Origin of the sequence: Fibrobacter sp. UBA3629 (assembly GCF_002374005.1) — a bacterium.
GTDB lineage: Bacteria > Fibrobacterota > Fibrobacteria > Fibrobacterales > Fibrobacteraceae > Fibrobacter.
The window spans coordinates 36,903-57,698 of sequence record NZ_DFLC01000042.1 but is presented as its reverse complement, the minus strand read 5'-3'; the positions used below and the strand labels follow the sequence as shown (position 1 = coordinate 57,698).

General features: G+C 55.7%; 16 protein-coding genes. 13 read left to right on the top strand and 3 right to left on the bottom strand.

Features of this window, described 5'->3' with window-relative positions:
* Positions 1 to 191 precede the first annotated feature (191 nt).
* The 5 genes from B2310_RS12930 to B2310_RS12910 are packed head-to-tail and all read left to right on the top strand — an operon-like array spanning position 192 to position 5,346.
* Positions 192 to 1,031 carry a TIGR02147 family protein gene (locus tag B2310_RS12930; protein WP_349679649.1) on the top strand — a complete coding sequence of 280 codons (840 nt, stop codon included), beginning with the start codon at positions 192 to 194 and terminating at the stop codon, positions 1,029 to 1,031.
* Positions 1,018 to 1,809, top strand: a complete 792-nt coding sequence (locus B2310_RS12925; protein ID WP_290732301.1) for a hypothetical protein — start codon at positions 1,018 to 1,020, stop codon at positions 1,807 to 1,809. The genes B2310_RS12930 and B2310_RS12925 overlap by 14 nt, the downstream gene beginning before the upstream one ends.
* 17 nt (positions 1,810 to 1,826) lie before the next feature.
* Positions 1,827 to 2,900 carry a hypothetical protein gene (locus B2310_RS12920; RefSeq protein ID WP_290732298.1) on the top strand — a complete coding sequence of 358 codons (1,074 nt, stop codon included), beginning with the start codon at positions 1,827 to 1,829 and terminating at the stop codon, positions 2,898 to 2,900.
* 24 nt (positions 2,901 to 2,924) lie between these two features.
* Positions 2,925 to 3,599: a hypothetical protein gene (locus B2310_RS12915; protein WP_173381065.1), complete on the top strand. Its 675-nt coding sequence runs from the start codon at positions 2,925 to 2,927 to the stop codon at positions 3,597 to 3,599.
* A gap of 22 nt (positions 3,600 to 3,621) precedes the next feature.
* Positions 3,622 to 5,346 carry a DUF4832 domain-containing protein gene (locus B2310_RS12910; RefSeq protein WP_290732295.1) on the top strand — a complete coding sequence of 575 codons (1,725 nt, stop codon included), beginning with the start codon at positions 3,622 to 3,624 and terminating at the stop codon, positions 5,344 to 5,346.
* A gap of 71 nt (positions 5,347 to 5,417) precedes the next feature.
* Here the strand turns inward: B2310_RS12910 and B2310_RS12905 are convergent, their stop codons facing one another.
* The gene (locus tag B2310_RS12905) at positions 5,418 to 7,142 is read right to left on the bottom strand and encodes a protein-disulfide reductase DsbD family protein (protein ID WP_290732292.1); all 1,725 of its coding nucleotides are present in this window, start codon (positions 7,140 to 7,142) and stop codon (positions 5,418 to 5,420) included.
* Between B2310_RS12905 and B2310_RS12900 the strand changes: the two genes are divergently transcribed.
* The 4 genes from B2310_RS12900 to B2310_RS12885 are packed head-to-tail and all read left to right on the top strand — an operon-like array spanning position 7,132 to position 11,788.
* Complete coding sequence (locus B2310_RS12900; RefSeq protein WP_173365067.1) at positions 7,132 to 7,866, top strand: sigma-70 family RNA polymerase sigma factor; 735 nt, start codon at positions 7,132 to 7,134, stop codon at positions 7,864 to 7,866. The genes B2310_RS12905 and B2310_RS12900 overlap by 11 nt on opposite strands.
* A 39-nt stretch (positions 7,867 to 7,905) precedes the next feature.
* A complete protein-coding gene (locus B2310_RS12895) occupies positions 7,906 to 10,020 on the top strand; it encodes a gliding motility-associated C-terminal domain-containing protein (RefSeq protein WP_290732289.1) in 2,115 nt (704 codons plus the stop codon).
* 15 nt (positions 10,021 to 10,035) lie between these two features.
* A complete protein-coding gene (locus B2310_RS12890) occupies positions 10,036 to 10,449 on the top strand; it encodes a hypothetical protein (RefSeq protein ID WP_173381068.1) in 414 nt (137 codons plus the stop codon).
* A 13-nt stretch (positions 10,450 to 10,462) separates the two neighbouring features.
* Entirely contained in the window at positions 10,463 to 11,788 is a 1,326-nt protein-coding gene (locus tag B2310_RS12885) for a CCA tRNA nucleotidyltransferase (protein WP_290732284.1), read from the top strand.
* On the opposite strand, the gene B2310_RS12880 is transcribed toward B2310_RS12885, so the two are convergent.
* Positions 11,763 to 12,866, bottom strand: coding sequence for a glycosyltransferase (locus tag B2310_RS12880; protein WP_290732282.1), 1,104 nt, complete (start codon positions 12,864 to 12,866; stop codon positions 11,763 to 11,765). The genes B2310_RS12885 and B2310_RS12880 overlap by 26 nt on opposite strands.
* Before the next feature lie 34 nt (positions 12,867 to 12,900).
* On the opposite strand from B2310_RS12880, the gene lpxA reads away from it, so the two are divergent.
* Positions 12,901 to 13,668, top strand: a complete 768-nt coding sequence (lpxA, locus tag B2310_RS12875) for an acyl-ACP--UDP-N-acetylglucosamine O-acyltransferase (protein ID WP_173381071.1) — start codon at positions 12,901 to 12,903, stop codon at positions 13,666 to 13,668.
* A gap of 13 nt (positions 13,669 to 13,681) precedes the next feature.
* Here lpxA and B2310_RS12870 read toward each other — a convergent pair whose 3' ends face one another.
* A complete protein-coding gene (locus B2310_RS12870; protein ID WP_290725256.1) occupies positions 13,682 to 14,905 on the bottom strand; it encodes a glycoside hydrolase family 5 protein in 1,224 nt (407 codons plus the stop codon).
* Positions 14,906 to 15,154: 249 nt separating this feature from the next.
* On the opposite strand from B2310_RS12870, the gene B2310_RS12865 reads away from it, so the two are divergent.
* From B2310_RS12865 to B2310_RS12855, 3 genes are read left to right on the top strand one after another with little or no spacing between them, the layout of a single operon-like run.
* Positions 15,155 to 15,895 (top strand): sugar-binding protein, encoded by a 741-nt coding sequence (locus tag B2310_RS12865; protein ID WP_290725254.1) that lies wholly within the window; start codon positions 15,155 to 15,157, stop codon positions 15,893 to 15,895.
* A gap of 9 nt (positions 15,896 to 15,904) precedes the next feature.
* Positions 15,905 to 18,424 carry a hypothetical protein gene (locus B2310_RS12860; RefSeq protein ID WP_290732278.1) on the top strand — a complete coding sequence of 840 codons (2,520 nt, stop codon included), beginning with the start codon at positions 15,905 to 15,907 and terminating at the stop codon, positions 18,422 to 18,424.
* A gap of 12 nt (positions 18,425 to 18,436) precedes the next feature.
* Positions 18,437 to 20,785 carry a hypothetical protein gene (locus B2310_RS12855; RefSeq protein WP_290732275.1) on the top strand — a complete coding sequence of 783 codons (2,349 nt, stop codon included), beginning with the start codon at positions 18,437 to 18,439 and terminating at the stop codon, positions 20,783 to 20,785.
* The last annotated feature ends 11 nt before the right edge of the window (positions 20,786 to 20,796 follow it).

Below are 20,796 nucleotides of genomic sequence, written 5' to 3'. Positions count from 1 at the left end.
GGTGAATGCGTCGGATTTTGGTTCTTGGGACCCTGTTGCTTGTGCAATGGGGTTCTTTCTTTATGCAACGGGATGTTGCGTAAAGAGATATAAAATCGCATGAGATGCTAAAATTAGTGATTTTTTAATAAAAAAAGCATCTTTGTTGCATGGTGGTGTTGCTTTTTTGGAAAAAAGATGTATAATTATGGATGATGAAACCGATTGTCGAATATTCTGATTTCCGTCAATACATGCGGGACTACTACGATGAACGCAAGCGTCGTTCTGTTTTTTCGTGGCGTGAGTTCTCGAAAATTGCGGGTTTTACTTCGTCCTCGTACATGAAGGTGGTCTGCGACGGCAAGAGCAAACTCAGCCGCATCGGGGTGGAGCGCACGGGACAGGCCATGGGGCTTGTCGGGTTCGAGATGGATTATTTCCGTGCCATGGTCGAATATGGCCAGACTGAAACCGAGGCGAAGAAGAAGGCCGCCTACGAGAACATGCTTGCCATTGCCCGGGTCCACAAGATCCGTGTGATGGAAGGTGAACTTTTTGAATTCTACGATTCCTGGCATAACCCTGTAGTGCGCGAACTCGCCCCGCTGATGCCGGGGGCCACTCCTGGCGAAATTGCGAAGATGTGCAATCCCGAAGTGTCTGCGGCGGATGTGCAGAAGAGCCTTAATTTCCTCACGAGGGTGGGGCTCCTGAAAAGGGAAGGGCGCGATGCCTTTGTGCAGGCGGAAACATCGATTGCGGGCACGCCGGATGCGACCCGCCTCGCGCTTCGTGGAATGCACCGCCAGATGTCGAAACTTGCGACACCCGCAGTGGACCTTCCCGTGGACGAGCGCCATTTTAGCGGGGTCACCATGGGGCTTTCGCGCAGGAGCTACGAGCGCATCGCGAGCCTGATCGATGAATTCCGGCGCCAGGTTATCGCCGTTGCCGCCGAAGACAAGGATATCGACCAGGTCTACCGCTTGAACTTGCAGCTTTTCCCCTTGAGCAGGAAAGTGAAGGAGTGTGAAAATGAAGAAGTCTGAGTTGTACATTCCTTTCGCGTTTGTCGCCGTGATTGCGGCATGCCTGTGTATCGGGTGTGGGTCCACGGATGTCGCGGGCACGGCCGAAGAACCCAACGAATTTGCCACGGAAAGCATGTCGAGCAGCAGACAGGATTCGCTGGATTACGTGCTGTCGTCCAGCAGTGTTCCGTCATTTCCTGCCGATTCTTCGGAAGCGGTGGAGCATGGGCCGGTAAAAGTTGACTCGTCTTCGCTGAATTTCTATCTCGCGCAGTTCGGGATAGATACCCTCCGGTTCGATGGCGGCTTGCTTGCCGCCAAGGCAGAGCGGAATTCCTCTCCCCCTGTGTCGACGGTCGAACCCGGACAAACTTCGTCGCCCGGATATAGTACGGAATTCGATGGTTCGTGTCCTCATCAGTTTAACGCGCGCAGTATCGATGCGCTGGAGGTGTTGTTCCCGGATGCGGCTCTGGAGTATGCGGGCCTGGCCGATTCTGTCAGGAAGGGTATCATGGATGGTGGTTGCGGACTGTACATGATGACGGTCAAGGGCGATTCCAGATTCGCCGGATTTATACTTTCCGGCGTCGCGAAGGATACGGTTTCCGTAATCGATATCGCGGTACCCGGCTGCAAGATGACGACAGAATCCATGATGTTCAGGTTCCTGTTCCGCTACTGTGGCGAAATGGATTCGTGCCCTGCAATCGTGCATGAGGCTGTCAACGTCGATATGCCTGTGGACAAATGCGCGGAGCTGCGGTTGAATTCGGAATGGTTTTCGGATAAATAAAATCAAGGAGGAGAACCATGAAATCGATAAAGACTTTTCGAGTGCCGGTTGCTGCAGCGGTATTCTGCCTGTTTGCGCTTGTCGCCTGTGACGACAGTTCCAGCGGCCCGGCGACATCGGGTGAGGATGTAGGTTCCGACAGTAGCGCCCTCTCGAGTTCCGAAGGGAATGTCCCGGAATCTTCTTCCGAGGCCGAAAAACTTTCTTCCTCCGAGTTCCAAATCGAAAGTTCTTCCTCATCTTTGCCGGTATGCCTCTCGATGGATACTTCGTGCGGGTGGACCGCAGAACAGCTTTGCAATATGGGACAGGCGCGGTACTGCGTTTCGAGTTCTTCCATAGCCGAAGAATGCATCAACTTTGCACGCATGTGCCAGAACTGCGACGGTCCCGATTGTCCCATTCCTTTTAGGCCCTGTAACGAATGCTATGACGAGGGGGCGATGGCGGAAGACTGCATCACCGGGGGTGTGTACAAGTGCGAAAATAGGTACTGGAACCTGGCAGACAAAAGCCAGTGCCTGAACGTGGCGCTGACTCCGTGCACAGGCGATTCCGCAAACTGCGGTCGCGTGCCCTGCAATTCAAACGCCCCGAGGACAGTCATCGACTGCGGGAGCGGTGAAGAGTACGTGTGCGCCGACGCCTTTTGGACGCCCATGAAGGAAACGCAGTCCTGCACCCGTATAATCGGAGCCGAAAACGGACATGAAGGAGAGAAATGCTCGCGCGAGGATGCGGGAGCAAGGACTGTCGATTGCGCTAGAAACATTGAATATGAATGCTTGAATGCAGGCTTCTGGCGGCAAATCAACCCCACCATAGGGGATACCTGCCTGGTGGAAGGCAGCATCCTGGAAGGTTACGTAGAAACCGCCGGAGCGAGGGACCATACAATATTCATGTGCTACGAAGGCAAGTGGGAAAAGTACCGGGGCGCCTACGAGTCCTTGAGTTGTGTCGATGCAGCCGTCGTCCGTACGCCGTGCGACGTGAACGACGCTGAGCATGAATGGATACATCGGGGCGACTGCGATTACCAGTGCCGCAATGGCGAGTACGTGTTTGTGCCGAAACTGGCGGAAGAGTAATCCAGTAAAAAAAGGAGGAATGTCATGTTTAAAAAGATATTGTTTGCTAGACTCGGGGCTGCGACCGTAATCACCGCGTTCGGACTCGCCGCCTGCGGAAACGATTCCAGTTCTGGTTCCAACCAGTGCGAAGCGCTCACTCCGGAATGCGGGTACACTGTCGAGGACCTTTGCCATACATATCATATTGAGCGATATTGCCCGGAACAAGGTCCCTCCTCCGTTGAGGAATCCAGTTCTTCGCGCTCCCTGGAACAGTGTGTTCATATGCCACACATGGATCCTGGCGAAGAAATCGTCTACCAGATTCCGATATGTGCGCAGGAAGAAGAGGGAACGATGCAACCCGACTGCAACACTGACGACGTGTATGTATGCCGAGATGGCCGTTGGACGGCTTCCCAGATTGAGACCTGCTCCCATATCACCGACAACGATTGTGTAATTTCGCAGGGGTGCAGCTTGACTCCGTGCATGTCGGGTACGGTGACTGTCGATTGTGCAAGGCATGCAGAATATACGTGTGAAGGCGGAACCTGGACGCTTTCCATACCCTCCGAAGGCAAAAGCTGTCTTGCCGAAGGCGATATCCAGAATGTCTGGGGGGAACAGGCGGGTGGAAAAAGCAACACTTATGTTCCCTACCAGTGCAAGGACGGCAAGTGGGCGGAATTTTACCCCGCCTCCTCTGATGGGTGAGAAAAAATAGAAGGAGGTTCCTATGAGAAGGTTTGTGCTGGCAGCTGTCGCGGCTGCGTTCTTGCAGGCTCCGCTCTTTGCGGCGGGTCTTGTGAAGCAGTCTATTGACACGACCGATGCCATGGCGACGCTCGAAAATTTCGATCGCGGGTTCTATACGCCGCAGGTGTTGCATTTAAAGCCTTCGGGCGGTAAGGCGATTGAAAAGCCGTATGGCAAGCTGTTGCACTTGCGTGCGGAAATTTCGGAATTCAGCAGCAACGCGTGGCTTTCGATTGACACAACGGGCGGGAAACGCGATACGATTCGCGGCAAGAACCAGGATCTCACCGAAGACGCCCTGAACGTTTTGCAGCAGACCTTCGACAACATTCGCGACTTTGGCGGGCGTGTGATTGTGCGCATCTGTTACGATCCGTGGTATAATGGCAGGAGCAACGTGACTCCGGCTCACGAGTGGGTACTAAAGCATGTGGAACAGCTCGCTCCCGTGCTCTCGAAGAATACCGACGTGATTGTAGCGCTCGAGATGGGCATGCACGGCGCCTACGGCGAGATGCATTCTGACACAAGTATCACCTATGACCGCGTGGCCGAGGCGGTGAACTTGATGCTGCGCAATACTCCACCCGAATTGAAAATCCTCACGCGCACAGGAAACTATTCGGCGAAGGTCTTGGGCTTTGACAACTGGGGAGTCGACTTTCACATCGATGGCGAGAAGTTTGCGGAGATTGCGAAGGCCAAAGGCGACACCATGTACCGCGTGGGAATGTTCAATGACGGCTACTTGGGAACGCAATACGATTACGGCACCTGGGGCGCCGACTGCAAGACTTCTATCTGTCGCGAAGAAGGCGTGGCCTGGCTCGAGAAGTACAGCGTCAACACGCCCTATGGTGGCGAGGCGCTTACGACGGCAGATGGCTACCAGGTCATCAATACGCCGGAGTTTCTCTCTTACGAGGGCTTCCGCACGCATACGAGTTACCTGAACATCCAGTGGAACAACAACCTGATCGACGGCTGGAAAAAGACACCCTTCAAGCAGAAGGATTTCGATTACGACCCGGCGCGTGTCGATTCGCTTTCGGGATTCAAGTATATCAACGACCATTTGGGTTACCGCTTCGTGCTGCGTGAATCGTGGATGAGCGATACGGTTGGCGCCGATGGTATTTTCAAGGCGAAGCTGCGCATCCAGAACGTGGGCTTTGGGAACTTGACTCATAAGGTGAAGGCTTCACTAGTTGTTAATGGGACGCAACAAGTGGGTATGCTAGATACTTTGGCTTACATTTACTATGAAGTTCCTCTCCCTGATTCTATTGATTTTATGAAAGTGCATAGCCGCAAAATTGAAATCAAGGGTGCCGATACCGTGATGACATTTGATGGCAACAATGAAGTTTTGATCGAAGCGAAATTGGGCTCCTTGAAAAACCAATCTCCCGAAGATTGGACGGGCATCCCGTTGGAAGTGTACTTGAAGGTCTGTAATGACGACCCGGTCAAAGAATGCATCCACTTTGCGAACGACGAAACGAGAAACCGCATAAGCAACGGTGTTTTCATCGGAAAAGTTGTCTTCGATGAGAGTGTCAAATCCTCGATACCGCGCTCGTTGTCGACCCGCGACATACAGAAGCAAAACGCCCCCTTCGTGCAGAGGGTGCGCCACAATGCGATTGTCCGCGATGGTGAAAAATCCTACCGCCTGAACGGCGCGAAGATTCTAAAAAAATAAAGTCCGCGGGTGTTGACCCGAGTTATATGCGCCGAAAGGGGCCGTCGTACGAGCCCCTCCCTAGTCTTATGTTACGGAATTGCTTCCAGAATCAGCCCGCTCGTCAAGAGTTCCGGCAACACGACCTGCTTGCTCTTATCACCTTTCGGGTAAATCGCGTAGGCGGGCACGCCGGATTTTCCCATGCTGTAGAGCAGTTCGTTCACTTCGGGCGTTTCGCGGGTCCAGTCCGCCTTCATGCGCACGACTCCCGCGCTGTCCAGCTTCTGCAACAGCGCCGGGTCGCTAAGGACGGCTGCCTCGTTCGCCTTGCAGGTAAGGCACCAGTCTGCCGACACGTCGATGAATACGGTCTTGCCTGCTTTCGCGAATTCCGAGACGAGTTCCGGCGTGTAGCGGTACCAGCCGTCTTCAAGTACCTGCTGGGCCATGCGGGCGTTGAACCGTTCGTCCAGAACCTTTTCGTATTGTGGGGCGATGTAGGCGAACCAGGCGAAGGCAAATGCGAGGGCGCATACAATGAGTAAGCGAACCTCTTTGGCAAACGATGAACCCGGAGGTGCGAACTTGCCGATGGCAAAACTGACGACGACAGTACCGAGGATGAACCCTACAAAGAGTGCAACGCCCCTTCCGCCGGCCTGCTCGTTTACGATCCACAGGAGCCATGCGACGGTCGCGATCAGCAGGATGCCCATGGCCTTCTGCAACGTGACCATCCACTTGCCGGGTTTCGGTAAAACCTTCAGCGTGGCGGGGAAAGCGCTCACCAGCAGGTAGGGGAGTGCAAGCCCGAGACCTGCGGCAGTAAAGAACAAGAAGAGTACGGGTGTCGATGCGGTAAACGCGAATCCCATCGCGGTCCCGAGGAAGGGAGCGGAACAAGGCGTGCTCAGCAGCACGAGCAGCGCTCCGGTAAAGAACGCCCCGACAAGCCCGGCCTTGTGGCCTGCGGCATCCATCTTCGTGGTGGCGCTACCCGGGAGCCAGACTTCGAACACTCCGAAGAAGCTCATCGCGAATGCGGTGAGTATGACTACCATGAAGGCGATAAAACCTGCGCTCTGGAACTGCATTCCCCAGCCCGCTGCGCCACCGCCGGCCTTGATGGCGGCTACGATTCCGGCGAGCGTCCAGAAGCTTGCGAGGATGCCCGCGGTGGTCGCGATGCCGAGCGCCACGAGCCTGCTTCGTGACTGCCCCGCCTGCTTTATAAGGCTGAACAGCTTGAGCGAGAGAACCGGCAGCACGCACGGCATGAGGTTCAGGATTATGCCGCCGACAAACGCGAAAAAGAGCAGGAGCGCTACGGATGCGGCGTTGTTGGATTCTTGAGTCCCGTTCCCTTCATCGTTTTTTTTTAAATCGGCGGCGCTGTTGGCTTTGGAAATTCCTGCCTTGTTCTTGCCGATGCGAATGTCCACACTCGCGGGCGCAAGGCAGATGGAGTTGTCGCAAGCCTGGTAGTGGAAGGTGGCGTTCGTGGTGAGGCTGTCGTAGCCGTCGGCAACCGCCTTCACGGGAATCTTAATCTGGAAGTGTCCCTTGAACACGAGGTTCTCGAATTCGAGCACCTCGTTGTATTCCTTGATGGGCTCGGACCACTTGGGCTCGCCGAATTCAATCCCGCGAGCAGCAATCTCGATGGACGAGGGCTTCAGGAATTCGTCGGCCGCGACGTTCGCGTTCACATGCCAGTTGTCAGGGATGACGATATCGACGGTGATTTCCGAGTTCTCGGAAAGGGCGCCTTCCGAATAGTGCATCGACGCTTCCGGAGGTTCCATGGCGTTCATGTTGAACTCTTGGGCGGATGCGGAGGCAACAATAGTTGACAAAATGCAAACGATTGTTGCCAAAGGGCAACAGTTGTTTGCAAAATTTTTTTCTGCCTTGAAAAATGCACCGATATTCATAAATTTGACGCCTAATATTTGGTTATGGACGATGATTAATCAAAATCTAGAAAAAACGCAGGCTCGGGAGTGGGTGGAGCAGGCTTGGAAAAAACATGGAGACATCATCTTTCGGCTATGCGAGATAAAATGCAATAATATTGATGATGCCAAGGATCTTTTCCAGACGGTTGCCTTGAAATTCTGCAGAAATGCCAAGGCTCTCATGTCGAGGGACGAGGTCATGTCTTGGCTCGTGAAAGTCTTGCACAATACCTTTCTAGATTCAGTGCCGGCAAGGTCCCGTTTTTCCCCGATGTCGTATGTCGCCGAACGTTCGCCAGACTACATCCCCTTTCGGCTGGAGGATTCTGTCTTTTTCGAGTCGCAGGGTCAGGAAGAAGCCTTGCGCCTGCTTGAAAGGGCAGCCGAAATCCTGAATCCGGTAGAGAGAATGATTATCGACATGACTTTCCTGGGCGGAATTTCTACCGAGATGCAGTGCAATATACTGGGGCTTTCCAAGAATGCGGTCCGCAAGCGCCGCTATTTCGCTCTGAAAAAGATGCGAAACATGGTGGATGCCGAACTCGATGGGTCGCTAAACGGCGCTACGGTCGCGTGAGGACTATTTTGCCGCCCGATAAATTCGTATTTTTATGTCGTGCGTTTTTTGATATACCTATCCCTGTTCCTTGGACTGATTTCGTCCGCCTTTGCCTCTGATGAGTGGCAGGGGTTTGCCGAACCGTTTCCCATAAGGGACGCAATCCGGATCGAGCATGTCCTGATGCTGGCGACCGATGGGGGCATGCGCTACAGGACTTCGGAAGGCGATTTTCTTTTCACGTCGGAGAAGGGGCTTGAAACGTCCGTATTCTATGGGGTCGCCATGGTCAAAGGGACAGCCTATGCCATTTCCGAATATGGCCTGGTGGCGAGGTATGCCGGGGATTCATGGGTCGTCGAGAACCGTTCCTTCCTTTCCCGGAAGTCCCGCGTAATCCCCGGAATGGTCGCGTCGGCCGAAAATATACTGGTAATCCCCTTCGAAGATGTAATCGCTTTTTTTGACGTGTCAACGAAATCTTCGATTATTTCCCTGGAGCGCGTTGCAAACGTCTCCTTGTCGCTCTCTCCTCCTGAACGCATTGAAATCAGGGGCGATTCGCTCTTTGTTTCGACGGTGCGTGGCTCTTTCGTGCGTGTCATGGACTGGAAAAATCTGGCCGCGGACAAGCGTCTGGCCGACCCGGAGACGTGGAAGCCCGTCGAGACCTGTGTCGCCTGCTGGGACTCTCTCCATGTTGTCGTCGGTGGCAAGACCCTAACGGATTCAGTCCTGTACAGGGACGGTGTTAGCCGCATTCGCTGGGTGCTTGAAGGGAAAGACTTTTCCTATCTTGTCGGCCCCTCTGAAATTTTCAAGTACGAAAACGGACGGCTGCAGGACCTTTCCAAACACGAAATCTACCAGCTGGGGTCCGCGTACGAAGTTCGTGCGCTTCCTAAGGGTGGGGCCATTGCTGCGTCCCCCTCGGGAAGTATCGCCTTGAGTGACGGATCCATTTGGAGCGAGCCTATAGTCATGTACAATGGACTTGGCAACGATATGGAAGCCTATGCGAACCGAATGAAGGTCCTTTCGGTTTTGGATGACGGCGTGCTGCTATACCATGTTTGGGGAATGGGCCTGTTTGTCTACAGGGGTCTTGGAAACGAACCGCACTATTTCTTGACTCCGTGGATTGAAAGTTGCATGGAGCAGTTTGCCGACCATTACTCGGTGACGGTCGGCACTACGGAGGCTCCTGACGGGTCCGGCTTCCTTGCGGGAATATCTGTGGAGAAGGGCAAATACAGCCTCCTGTATATCACGAAGGATGGTGAGGTGAGTTGTGCGACAGGGATTGGAAGTACGACCCGCGCAGGTCCGTTGGTGGCGACGCTCGATGGGGACGACTGGATCGTCTATGTCTCCGCTCGTGAAGCCTTCGATGTCTTTGCCATCGGGGCCCTCGATGTCTTTCGTATTCCGGCGCCTTCCAGAAACGGCGGAAGGCTGGTGGGGGTAGAGCGGAAAACTATAGCGAGCATCGACAACAGGACTCCGGTAGACCTCGCCCTCAACGAGAAGGACAGCGTACTCTGGCTGGTGACGACCTCGGGTGTCGGCTACATGGAATTGGGCCAGGACACGGTCCGGAAGCCGGTTTCGATGAATGGTCTCCAGGGCGCAGAATATACGTCCCTTGACTTGGATCCCCACGGAAATCTCTGGATAGGTTCTTCGAACCGCGGAGCGTACCGGCTAGAAGTGCGTAAGGAAAGTTTTGATACTTTGTCTGTGACCCAGTATACGTCCCGGAATGGGCTCCTGGCGGACAACGTCTCGGATGTCGCCGTGGACAAGAAACTCGGCATGGTCTGGTTTACGCATGAAAACGGGGTCTCCCGATACAGGAGGAATGACCTTCGCGACGCTTCGGTTTTCATGACGGATTCTGCGGAAGCGAAAGTGAAGGCGTACCCGATTCCGTTCAGGCCGACTGTTTTCCCCTACCTGACGATAGACAATATCTCGGAAGGTGCCCGTGTCGACATATACAACCGCGGCGGCTCGCTCATTTGGTCGTTTGCGGGGAAGGATGTCCATGGCGGCAAGGTGGAATGGGACGGAAACGGGAAAAACGGCAAGCTTGTCGCTCCCGGCGTTTACTATTACGTTGTCCGGACCTCCCAAAAAACAGTAAAGGGAAAAATTCTTGTGGTCCATTGACGGAGGGCAGGAACTATGCGTAATGTGAGGAATATCGGGATATCGCTTTCGTTTGTGGGTGCAGTTGCCATTGCGGCCGTCCTTGCGGCGTGCGCCGGCGAACGCCAGGGCCTCGTATGTTCCGAAATCCAGTACAGGCTCGATACGCAGACGTATTCTCCGGACCAGCGCGCCTATATCGAAAACGAGCTTCGCGAATGCCGTGCGGAAGAAGCGAAAAAGCGTGGCGAAGATACCCAGACGAGGCAGGGAATCTACGAACGCTATGCAGCGAGCGCCCTGGCGGATTCTGTTTCTGCCGATTCCGCGAAAGGCGACATTTCCGTATCGGAAGCCTTGAAGGATTCCTCGGGCGAGGAGACTGTAAGCATCTACGACCGCTACAAGGCGGCCGATACTTCCGCTGCCGATGCGGGCAATTTCCAGTAAGGCGGTCTAGCAGATGGCACGCATCCAGACGCTTGCGGGGGAGTGGTTCGAGCCGGAACTGCCGAACCGTTTGTTGAAAATTGCGGGCGATATCCGCGACGCGGGTGGCCGTGCCTATTTGGTGGGCGGCTGGGTCCGCGATGCGCTCCTGGGGAAAGCATGCCGCGACTACGACATCGAAGTCTACGATATGGCGCAAGACGCGCTGGTGCCGATCCTCTCGAAGTACGGCCGCACGAACCTGGTCGGGAAGGCGTTCGGCGTGATTCACCTTGCCATGAAGGGACTGTCGCTCGACTTCTCGTTTCCGCGCACCGAGAGCAAGGTGGGCTACGGCCATCGCGGTTTCGTGGTGCATACCGACGAAAAACTCAGTTTCAAGGAGGCGGCGCTCCGGCGCGATTTCACCATCAACGCGATGGGCATGGAACTGCCGGAACTCACGCTCTGCGACCCGTATAACGGCATCGGTGACCTGAAGACGCATACGCTCCGCCATGTGGGTCCGGCCTTTGCCGAAGACTCCCTGCGTATCTTGCGCGGGGTGCAGTTCGCAAGCCGTTTCGAGTGCGTGCTTGCTCCCGAGACTGTTGAACTCTGCCGCACGCTGTCGCTCGATGACTTGAGCATAGAGCGCCTTTTCGAGGAATTCAAGAAGTGGCTCCTCAAACCGGGCAAGCCGTCCCTCGGGCTCCGCGCCTTTCTGGACATAAGGCTCGACGAATACTTCCCTGAAATCCGCCCGTTCGAAGGCTCCTGGGAAGCGCTGGGTGGAATTCTTGACAACATGGCGGAACTGCGCAACTCGAATGAGGGTGGCACCGCTCCGCTTACCGATGCGCAGGCGATGGAATTCGCGTTTGCAGCACTCCTGAGCGGCAGTGCCGAAATCTCCCTCAGGTTCCTGGAACGCATCACGAACGAAGTTCACCTGCTGAAGGTCGTGCCGCCGCTCCTGGAAACGCTTCGCTCGCTTGACCCGGCTATCGTAGGCGATATCCCCGCGCTTCGCCGCCTCGCCGTGAAGCTTGACGGACTCAAACTCCTTTGCCTGCTTGTGAAAAGCGTCCCGCGCGAATACTTCGCTGGCGGCGCTCCCGCAGGTTCGGATTTCGCGGCTGCCCTGTGGGATTCCGCCGCCAAACACGGCCTGCTCGAATCTGCCCCGCAGCCCTACCTTACGGGCAAGATGCTCCTGGACCTGGGCGTTGCGCCCGGCAGGCAGATGGGCGAAATTATCAAGGCGAGTTTCGAACACCAGCTCGACGGAAAGATTACGAACGGCGAAGAAGCCGTTGAATGGGCGCGCGCCGCTATTTCCACCGGAACATGCCGGTAATGCCTGCGGGCACGGCGAACACGATCATCGGAATCTGGATAATCTCTACCGGCAAGAAGGCGAGCATCTTGCGCTTGGAATGCAGCTTCCAGGACGCTATCATCAGGAACACGAAATCCACGACGATTTTCGGGGCGATGCTGAATGCGCACCATTGCCATGGACAATCCAGGAATGTCACGCACCAGGGGCTGATGAACATCCAGATGTAGTATGTATAAATTAATGTCAACAGCAGGACGTAAGCCTTGCTCTCGTAGTTCGTGCCGTTGCTGCTCCAGCGAGCGCGCTGATTGAAAAGCTGCTTCCAGGTGTGCACCGGCGCCGTTTCGATCACTGCGTCCTTGTCCAGGTTGTAGCAGACCTTCGTGCCCGGGATTTTCATCATCTTGTGGATGAGCATGTCGTCGTCGCCGCTCGAGAGGTTGATGAGGTCGCCGAACCCTCCCACCTTGAAAAACAGGTCTTTCTTGTAGGCGAGGCATGCGGCTGATGCTACAATCGGGTGGCCCCAGCTGAATCCGGCGGCTTCCATCGCGGTGTAGCCGAGCGTCTCGAGTTTCTGGTACAGGTGCGGCATGGTGCGGCTGCCGTTGTTCTGCTTGGGCCCCTGCACGATGCAAATGCCGTCCACGAACCTTCCCGCCATTGCGGTAATCCAGCTCTTGCGCGGGATGCAGTCGGCATCCATCGTCAAAAGCACTTCGTTTTTTGCAATCTTGAACGCGCTTTCGAGGGCGCGCTTCTTGGGGCTTGCGATAACCGGCAAGTCCTGCGGTAGCGACAGCACCCTAAAACGCGGGTGCGTGGTGGCGAACTTCTCGAGAATCTCTTTCGTGGAATCCGTGGAGCGGTCGTCCACGCAGATGACTTCCCATTCGCCCGCGTAGTCCTGCACGGCGAGGGCTTCGAGCGTGCGCTGCGCGAATTCCTCTTCGTTTCGCATCGGCACCACCACCGAGACGCTCGGGGTCGCCTTCGGCCCCCTGTAACGGTGCGTGCGGACAAGCCCTATTATGAAGAATAGGAACAGGAGCACGTAGAGTGCGGTGAGGCATGCGACAATGATACCGCCCATATGCAGAAATATAGAAAATGCTATATTCTCCGCCATGATTCACCCGTCCGCATTTGTAAGCCCGCAGGCAAAAATACACGAGTCTGCCGTTGTCGGCCCGTGGTGCATCGTGGATTCCGGCGTGGAAATCGGGGAGGGCGTTGTCCTGGAATCCCGCGTGCATGTGTATGGAGGCGTCTCCATCGGAAAGGATACGCACGTATTTGACGGGGCTATCCTCGGCGCTCCTCCGCAGGATTTAAAATATGCGGGCGAACCGACCCGCGTAAGCATCGGCGAACGCTGCACCCTTCGCGAATACGTGACTGTCAACCGCGGCACCATCCAGGGCGGCGGCTGCACCCGGATTGCGGACAGGGTTCTTGTCATGGCGTATTCGCATATCGCCCACGACTGCGACATCCGCGAAGGCGCCGTCATCGCGAACGGTTGCCAGATTGGCGGCCACGTGCGCATCGGCGAGTATGCGACCCTAGGGGGCGTTACGGGAATCCAGCAGCGTAACCAGGTGGGCGCCTACGCGTTCGTGGGCGGCACGCACAAGGTGGACCGCGACGTGCCCCCCTGCACCAAGGCGTGCGGGAACCCCATCCGCTACGGCGGACTCAACCTGCATGCGCTCCGCCTGCATCCCGATTTGTTCCCCGACTCCCGCGTCGAAGCGCTCTCCCGTGCCTACCGCGAACTCTACCGCAGCGGCCGCCCGGTCGCCGAAGTTGTCGAGGAACTAAAAAAAGGCCCGGAACCTCTGTTCCAAGCCTTTTTCGACGAGCATTGGGGCGGTTCTCTCGTTCGCCCCTGAATACCGGAATCCGTTACTTGTCGAGTCCCAGACCCTTGAGGATTTCCGGGTACCATTCGTCGGTACTCTTGTTGTAGATGTCGAATCCGACCCCGGTGAATCCCCAGATGTGCCAGGAGTAGCCCAGCTGGTTTGCGACCTGGACAATCGACTTGATGTAGAGCGCCCTGTTCGCGTCGTCCTGGCCGTAGGCTTCGCACCTGGAGGAGGCTCCGAATTCACCGATGTTCAGCGGGATATGCGTCCCGTTCTTGCCGGGGAAGTATTTCTTCGCCATGCTCATGTAGCTCTTGAGGTCGGTCACGATTTTCAGGGTCGCTTCCTGGTCGTTCGCCTTCCACAGAACCTTCTTGGCGCAGTCGGTGTTGTGGCCCTGGTGGCTATAGTTGTAGGGCTCGTAGTAGTGACCGTCGATGATGATGTTGCTGTCCTTGATGTCGGCGAACACGTCCATCTGTTCGAACTTGCCCCAGTTGCCCGGGTCAATCATGATGGTGCGGCCGGGGTTGGTCTTGCGGATAATCTTGATGGCGCTGTCCGTCATTTGGGCGAGATAGGAGTCCGACTTTTCCCTGGATTCGTTGAGGATTTCGAAGATGAGCGAGTCGTTGTCAAAATCCTTGAATTCCTCGGCGATGTTTTCCCAGATGCCGTAGAATGCGGCCATGTATTTTTCGGGATTGGCGTAGAGTTCGTTGAAGTGGTGCTGGTTGATGATGACGGGCATGCCGAGGCCGTTTGCAATCTTGACATGGCGCTTCACGCCTTCGACGCGTTCGGGCTGCAGGGTGTAGGGGGGCTCGTGAAGTGCCGTCTGGTTCCAACGGACGGGCATGCGGATGGACTGGAAGCCCGCGTCCTTGGCCTTTTGGAACCATTCGTCCTGAATGGGGTTGCTCCAGTTTTCGTCGAGGTAGGTGTAGACCTTGCCTTCGACGAAGCACCAGTTGGTCTCTTCCCCTTCAGGGCATGATTTTGTCGGGTCTACGCCGGATTCCCAGGAGTTGCCGAAGTTGATGCCGTGGCCGAGCGCCTTGTTTACGGCGATGGCGCGGCTGTAGTTGGGGAGGTCGTCGCTTGTCTCGGACGAGGACTCTATTTCGACGCTCGAAGAGGAACGCACGCTTGTCTTTGCGGAGGATGATTCCGGTTCAGAAGACGCGCTGGACGAGTCGTCACAGCCTTGCATGAAAAGCGAAGCGGAAAGAGCGAATGCGATGTAAAGAATTTTTTTCATATAGGCGACCCTAATCCATCGTGGTTGGTGTACGGGTATAAAACTAATTTTATTTTCGGTGATGTAACGGCCTTTTTACGCATTTGTGTTTACTCCCGAAACCATAATTCCGGTAAAGGCCTGATTCGGTAAAGGCCATAAAGAGCTATTTTTAGGCAGAGACTTTGAAATCTGTCTTTTTTTCGGAATCTATGGTTTCGAAAAAAGATTATATTTTAGCTCTGTCTGTATTTGGAGACTCCTTAAGGTATGAAACATATGAGAATCTCGTCTTTACTGAAGTGCACTCTGGGTGTGCTTCTTGCCGTTTCTTTAGCGGATGCGGCCTCTTTCAGTAGCTATCGTGACCGCGATGCGGGGCGTTTTGTCCTCAAAGAAGGCAAGCCGTTCCGTCCGGACAAGGACATTGTCACTGTCGTGATGCGTGAAGCCATTCCCCGCGGCGGTGGATATACCTACCAGTACCCGCGTGAAAACCCCGAACCGGTTCTTACGGACAAGTATGCCATGGAAGGCGCCCTTTCCATGGAAATCGAGCTGATTGCAAGCGACTATTCCGGCGTGGCTATTTGTATTGCCGGTTCTGTCGACCTGACCCCGTACATGGAAGACGGCGTCCTCGAATTCTGGATCAAGGGTGCCAAGGGTGGCGAGAACGCCCTGTTCGTGCTTGTCGACGACGGCGTGAAGAGCGGCGGCGAATCCCTCCAGGTGAAGCTCCGTTCCAAGAGCCTCGGCGAAATCACTACGGAATGGACCCATTTCAGCATCCCCCTCAAGCTGTTCGGCAATACCGGTGTCTACTGGGATGCGAAGAACACCCGCGAAGTGATGCTCCCCTTCAACTGGGCCAATTTCAAGGGTTTCCGTATCGAAGTCCGCAAGGATGAAAACGAATATTTCAAGGTCTGGATTGACGATGTCGTCATCAAGAAACATGGCAAGGCTTACGAAGGCCCGGCCTATTACCCGTTCCGCAACGAGATTTAAGAGGGTTTTATGCGTAATTTAATTGTTGCTATGTTGCTTTCTTCCTCGTTCCTGCTGGCCCAGGAATCCGAGGAAATCGATGCCGCAGAAAGCTCCCAGAGCGAGGCCCCTGCAGTAGAGGAACCTGCCTCCGAGGAAGCTCCCGAAGCGGTTGCCGAGGCCGAACCCGAACAGGCGGTCGAACCTGCAGCCGAAGCTGCCGCCGAACCCGCCCCTGAACCCGAACCGGTAGCCGAGGCCGAACCTGCGGCTCCTGCCGAAGAACCCAAGGTCGAAGGCGCCGCCGTGGAAACGGCTCCTGCGAAGGAACCTTCCATTGCCCCGGTCTACGTGCCTAAGGAAATGACCTCGGAACAGCGCGTTGCCGCTATCGAGGAAAACCTGGATACCCTCGCGAACAACATGGAATCCACCTTGCTTGGCAAGGACGACGCCCCGCTCGCCGTTTCCGGTTACATGGCGTTCCGTGTCAAGAACTTCGATTACACCGAAATCGCCCCCGTCTATGGCGACGACAAGGCCCGCACCCTCGTGGATGCTACCTTGAAGATGAACATGGTCCTCATGCCGAACTCCTACATGACGCTCTGGACCAACATGACGTTCCCCTTCGACTTGACCGGCCTCTACACCAACTACCTGGCCGACCACCCGAACACCAACCCGAGTTTCCACTGGGAACGCGTCCCGTTCGACCACAACACCGACTACACGCCGGCTTCAATCGAAGAAGAAATGAACTTCGGCGTCGATATCCGTTCGTCCGTGTTTGGCGCCTACGTGACTGCGGGCGGCGTGATCTGGGCCTGCGCTTCTCCCCTTACCATGTGGGAACGCGAGACGATGCCCCGCTTTGCCTGGCAGTACGAGACCTTCGAAGAAGAAAAGACGGTTTCTACCTACTATAAGGAAAAGTCCTTCAAGCCTGTCAAGGAAGGCGGCCGTGCCTTCTGGACCAACCGCTCGTTCGGCGGCGTGTTCATGAACGTGTACAACATGCCCTTCGGCCTTGTCGCCCAGGCGATGATTTCGCAGCCCAAGGACATGGATGCCGGCACCCGCGACGGTCTGCGCCTCTACGGTGGCCAGCCCAGCGAACTTGAGATGGACGGTAACTACGACTTCCGCGGCGATGTCTACCACGCAAGACTTGCGAAGACGAAGCTCTTCGACGGCATGACGCTCGGCGCGAACTACATGGGCGTGTTCTACGACAAGGGCCTCATCGACGAAGACGAATTCGCCGGTCCCTGGACAAAGCTCAAGTTCGATGGCGAACCGCATCTGGAAAACAACCAGATCGTGACGATGGATATCAAGGGAAACATCAACCCGAAGTTTTACTTGATGGCCGATGTGGGCTTGAGCTGGGATGATTCGACCTACTTCCATAACGCAGGCACCGAGAACAAGCGCTCCTACAACCGCGACTCCAGTTCTTCCGCCACGTCGAGCCCTGGATTCGGCCTCTATGTCAAGATTCAGGACAAGCACCTCGAATGGCTGCCGACAACAGTCGAAGCCGTATACTTCTCCAAGGATTTCTTCTCTCCCTACGGCATTACGGATCCGTCCCGCTTCCGCAGCTGGCGCAAGGATGAATTCTACCTGAACGGTGGTTCCCTGCGCTACGGCCCCAACATGGCCGGTGTGAACGTGAAGTTCGAACCCGAATTCAACCGCGGCCGCTTGGGCGTCCAGTACGGCCAGCACCGCCAGGTCACAAAGGGCAAGGACGTGCTCTTGTTCAACTACCGCTTGAACGGCCGCAACATGTGGGAAAGCTCCAACTCCTGGACCAAGTACAACGCCCTCTTCTGGGCGGACTCGGGTAACTCCACTGCCCCGAACGGCTACGTGAACCGTGCCGGCGTGCTGACCCCGGCCCGCAAGATGGAACGCCAGCGCGGCGGCCTCTACGGCGGAACCTGGGAACTCTGGGAATCCTTCGTTGCCTATGAAAATGCGGACCAGCTCAAGACCGAGACCGTTCCCGAACACGTCAAGTGGTCGACCTACCTCTCCATTGATGGTGGCTACGATATTGGCCACTGGGTCGGAACGGACCGCAACCTGATGATGGCCGGCTATGTCTCCATCTCGGGCATTTCCAAGACCTTTGCCCCGATCGCCTACAGCGAAGAACAGTCCGACATGATGCTGTGGAGCTTCTACGGTTTGTTCGAACCGACGTTCGCCCTGACACCGACGATTCACCTGGTTGGCCAGGTCGGCTTTGAATGCTGGCGTTCCCAGTATGGCTACACCGTGCAGGATGCAAATGTGTCGGTCGGCGGCATCAACAGCGCCGGCGCTTACGGCAACCTGATTCCGACAACCCAGACGACTTACACGAAGACTCCTCTCAGCTACTACCAGACAGCTCTCGGTATCGGTTTCGACTGGGACTTCTCTGCCCGTGCCGGTTTGCACATGCGCTACAAGTGGGCAACGCATACGGATAACTACGTTCCCGAAAACAACTGGAGCGGTCACTTCATCACTGCCGAAACAAAGGTTTGGTTCTAAGGGGTTAATGGTATGAAAATGATGTATAAAATATTGTTATCTCTCCTTGTCACTGCTTCTGTCGCGTCCGCACAGTCGGATTACGAGATGAACCAGCTGTTGAAAGCGAAGCAGGATTCCCTTGAAGCAAAGCGCGGCCTGGAAATAGGCGGAAGCGTTAAGGGCTTGCTCGTCAACTCCTACATGTCTTCCGACCAGGAGAAGGCCGAAATTAACAAGATGCCCAATGTCGAGCGCTCCCAGTTCGTGACGGCCGACTTGGACTTCCATTTCCGCCCCTACGACGCGGCCCGTTTCAACATGATTCTCCGCTTCCAGGCGGGCATGCAGAACTACTTCGCGAATTCCGCGAAGAGCATCTCGGTCGCATGGTTGAATATCGAGGGCAATGTCGGCAAGGACTTCTACTGGGTGGTCGGTGACTTCCGCCAGCAGTACAGCCCCCTGACCTTGTTCTCCCCGTCGGGTATCGATGGCCTCCTTTACGAGCCGCTGATTTTCACCAGGGGCCGCGACATGGCGATTAGCGATGCCATGATCGAAGGTAACCAGCGTAACCTGCAGGGTATGAACCTCCAGTTCCGCCACGACTTTGGCGGCTACGCCGGTGAACTCCGCGCGGAAGGCATCTTTGCCCGTCTCCGCCGCGTTCAGCTGCTCGACTTCTCGGGTGCGAACGGCAACCTCCTGCCGAACGGTGGCGATCCCATCATCAACAACGGTATGATTTATCCGGGCTCCTACCAGTCCGCCAACATGGACAAGTGGCTGTTGAGTGGAAACTTTGAATACCTGCCGGTCAACAAGAACGTCTTCGTCGGCTTTACCGGCATGTACGTGTTCGACGACAGTTCCTCGTTCACGCTCACTTCCCGTCCGGAATATCACGAATTGATTGTTAACGGCCAGCTGCAGTATGCGACCGACACGGAATTGATGGACAAGGTCAACAACCCGACCCAGTTCAGTGCCGGCAAATACCAGACGGCCCTTATCAACCCGCTTGAAACGGAACCGCAGCGCACCACGATCATGGCTGGCCGCGTCGGTGCCGATGTCGCCGGAATCATGAAGAATAGCGCGCTCACCTTGGACGTGATGGGCGAATTCGCCATGTCCAACGACAAGCTCTACGAATACGTGACGGTCGTGGATCCCACGACGGGCGCTCCTGCGGTTGACCCTGCGACGGGCGCTGCCGTTATCCAGAGAAACGAAATCGACGACAACGGCATGGCTATCCTCGCGACTTTGAACGCGGGCTACAAGCTGCCGATGGGCCTCGACCTTCAGCTTTCCGTGAACTACATCAAGAACGACAGCAACTGGTACAACAACCTTGCCCAGTCTCCGCAGTTCTTCGCTTCGCGCATCCTGAATACGGACAAGGACGGGAACACGATCCGTTTCGGCGTGAATTCCCCGCTCTACTCCACCTTCGGAGCCCTGTATTACTTCGACCCGAAGTTCACTCCGGTTTCTACCCAGCTCGCGAATACCGACGACCCGACAATCAAGGGTCAGACCAACAGCTACAACATTGCTCCGTTCAACAAGAATTCCTGGAGCAACTACGTGTACACCCGCAAGGAGCTGATGCTTTTGAGCACGATGCTTGACCCCGCGGTGCAGATGAGCCTGCCCAACGGTCTTGCGACTCCGAACAGGAACGGTATCAAGGCCGACCTCAAGGTGGGCTTCAAGGACTTCGTCGAAGTCGGCGCCCTGTTCTCGATGCTCAACCAGGACAAGAGCGACAACGTCATCATGAAGGAAGCCCAGTTCATGGAATACGGTGCCGGGCTCAAGTTCGATGTCTTCAAGATGCTTAACTTTAGCCGCCCGCTCGAACTTTCCGGAAGCTACAAGCATTCCGTGAAGACCCAGGAATTGACGGACGATGGCAAGGCCGTCCTCCCTGTCCCCGACAAGGGTGAGCTGAGCCTCGACTTCATCAATGCCGGGCTCTATGTCCAGTACATGCCGCGCCTCGGCTTTAGCGCCGGCCTGCAGATGATTGACATGACTCTCGATGCGGTTTCTTCCATGAGGGGCGCTCCGGGATATGTGAATCCGCTCCTGAAGGGCAAGCAGATGCAGTGGATGGCCGGTCTCGACTACACGGTGGGTGACGGCGTCTACCTGGCCCTGAACTACGGCTGGATTACGACCGAAAATACCTACAATACGACTTCCGGAGTTCTCGGATCCAACATGCCGGATTACGCCGATATCATGGTGCGCGATGCCGATGGCAACGTGGTGAAGGACCCCGAGAGCGGCAAGAACGTCACTGTTCCTGAATATACGCACAAATTCTCCCAAGCTGTGGTTCAAGCAGTCTTGAACGTCAAATTTTAAGGGGGACGCAA

What these genes read in the sequence shown, in the direction of transcription:
- B2310_RS12920 (WP_290732298.1), top strand. Translation starts at nt 1,827, where the DNA reads ATGAAATCGATAAAGACTTTTCGAGTGCCGGTTGCTGCAGCGGTATTC.
- B2310_RS12860 (WP_290732278.1), top strand. Translation starts at nt 15,905, where the DNA reads ATGCGTAATTTAATTGTTGCTATGTTGCTTTCTTCCTCGTTCCTGCTG.
- B2310_RS12925 (WP_290732301.1), top strand. Translation starts at nt 1,018, where the DNA reads ATGAAGAAGTCTGAGTTGTACATTCCTTTCGCGTTTGTCGCCGTGATT.
- B2310_RS12900 (WP_173365067.1), top strand. Translation starts at nt 7,132, where the DNA reads ATGGCGTTCATGTTGAACTCTTGGGCGGATGCGGAGGCAACAATAGTT.
- B2310_RS12890 (WP_173381068.1), top strand. Translation starts at nt 10,036, where the DNA reads ATGCGTAATGTGAGGAATATCGGGATATCGCTTTCGTTTGTGGGTGCA.
- B2310_RS12885 (WP_290732284.1), top strand. Translation starts at nt 10,463, where the DNA reads ATGGCACGCATCCAGACGCTTGCGGGGGAGTGGTTCGAGCCGGAACTG.
- B2310_RS12905 (WP_290732292.1), bottom strand. Translation starts at nt 7,142, where the DNA reads ATGAACGCCATGGAACCTCCGGAAGCGTCGATGCACTATTCGGAAGGC.
- B2310_RS12915 (WP_173381065.1), top strand. Translation starts at nt 2,925, where the DNA reads ATGTTTAAAAAGATATTGTTTGCTAGACTCGGGGCTGCGACCGTAATC.
- B2310_RS12855 (WP_290732275.1), top strand. Translation starts at nt 18,437, where the DNA reads ATGAAAATGATGTATAAAATATTGTTATCTCTCCTTGTCACTGCTTCT.
- B2310_RS12870 (WP_290725256.1), bottom strand. Translation starts at nt 14,905, where the DNA reads ATGAAAAAAATTCTTTACATCGCATTCGCTCTTTCCGCTTCGCTTTTC.
- B2310_RS12910 (WP_290732295.1), top strand. Translation starts at nt 3,622, where the DNA reads ATGAGAAGGTTTGTGCTGGCAGCTGTCGCGGCTGCGTTCTTGCAGGCT.
- lpxA (WP_173381071.1), top strand. Translation starts at nt 12,901, where the DNA reads ATGATTCACCCGTCCGCATTTGTAAGCCCGCAGGCAAAAATACACGAG.
- B2310_RS12930 (WP_349679649.1), top strand. Translation starts at nt 192, where the DNA reads ATGATGAAACCGATTGTCGAATATTCTGATTTCCGTCAATACATGCGG.
- B2310_RS12880 (WP_290732282.1), bottom strand. Translation starts at nt 12,866, where the DNA reads ATGGGCGGTATCATTGTCGCATGCCTCACCGCACTCTACGTGCTCCTG.
- B2310_RS12865 (WP_290725254.1), top strand. Translation starts at nt 15,155, where the DNA reads ATGAAACATATGAGAATCTCGTCTTTACTGAAGTGCACTCTGGGTGTG.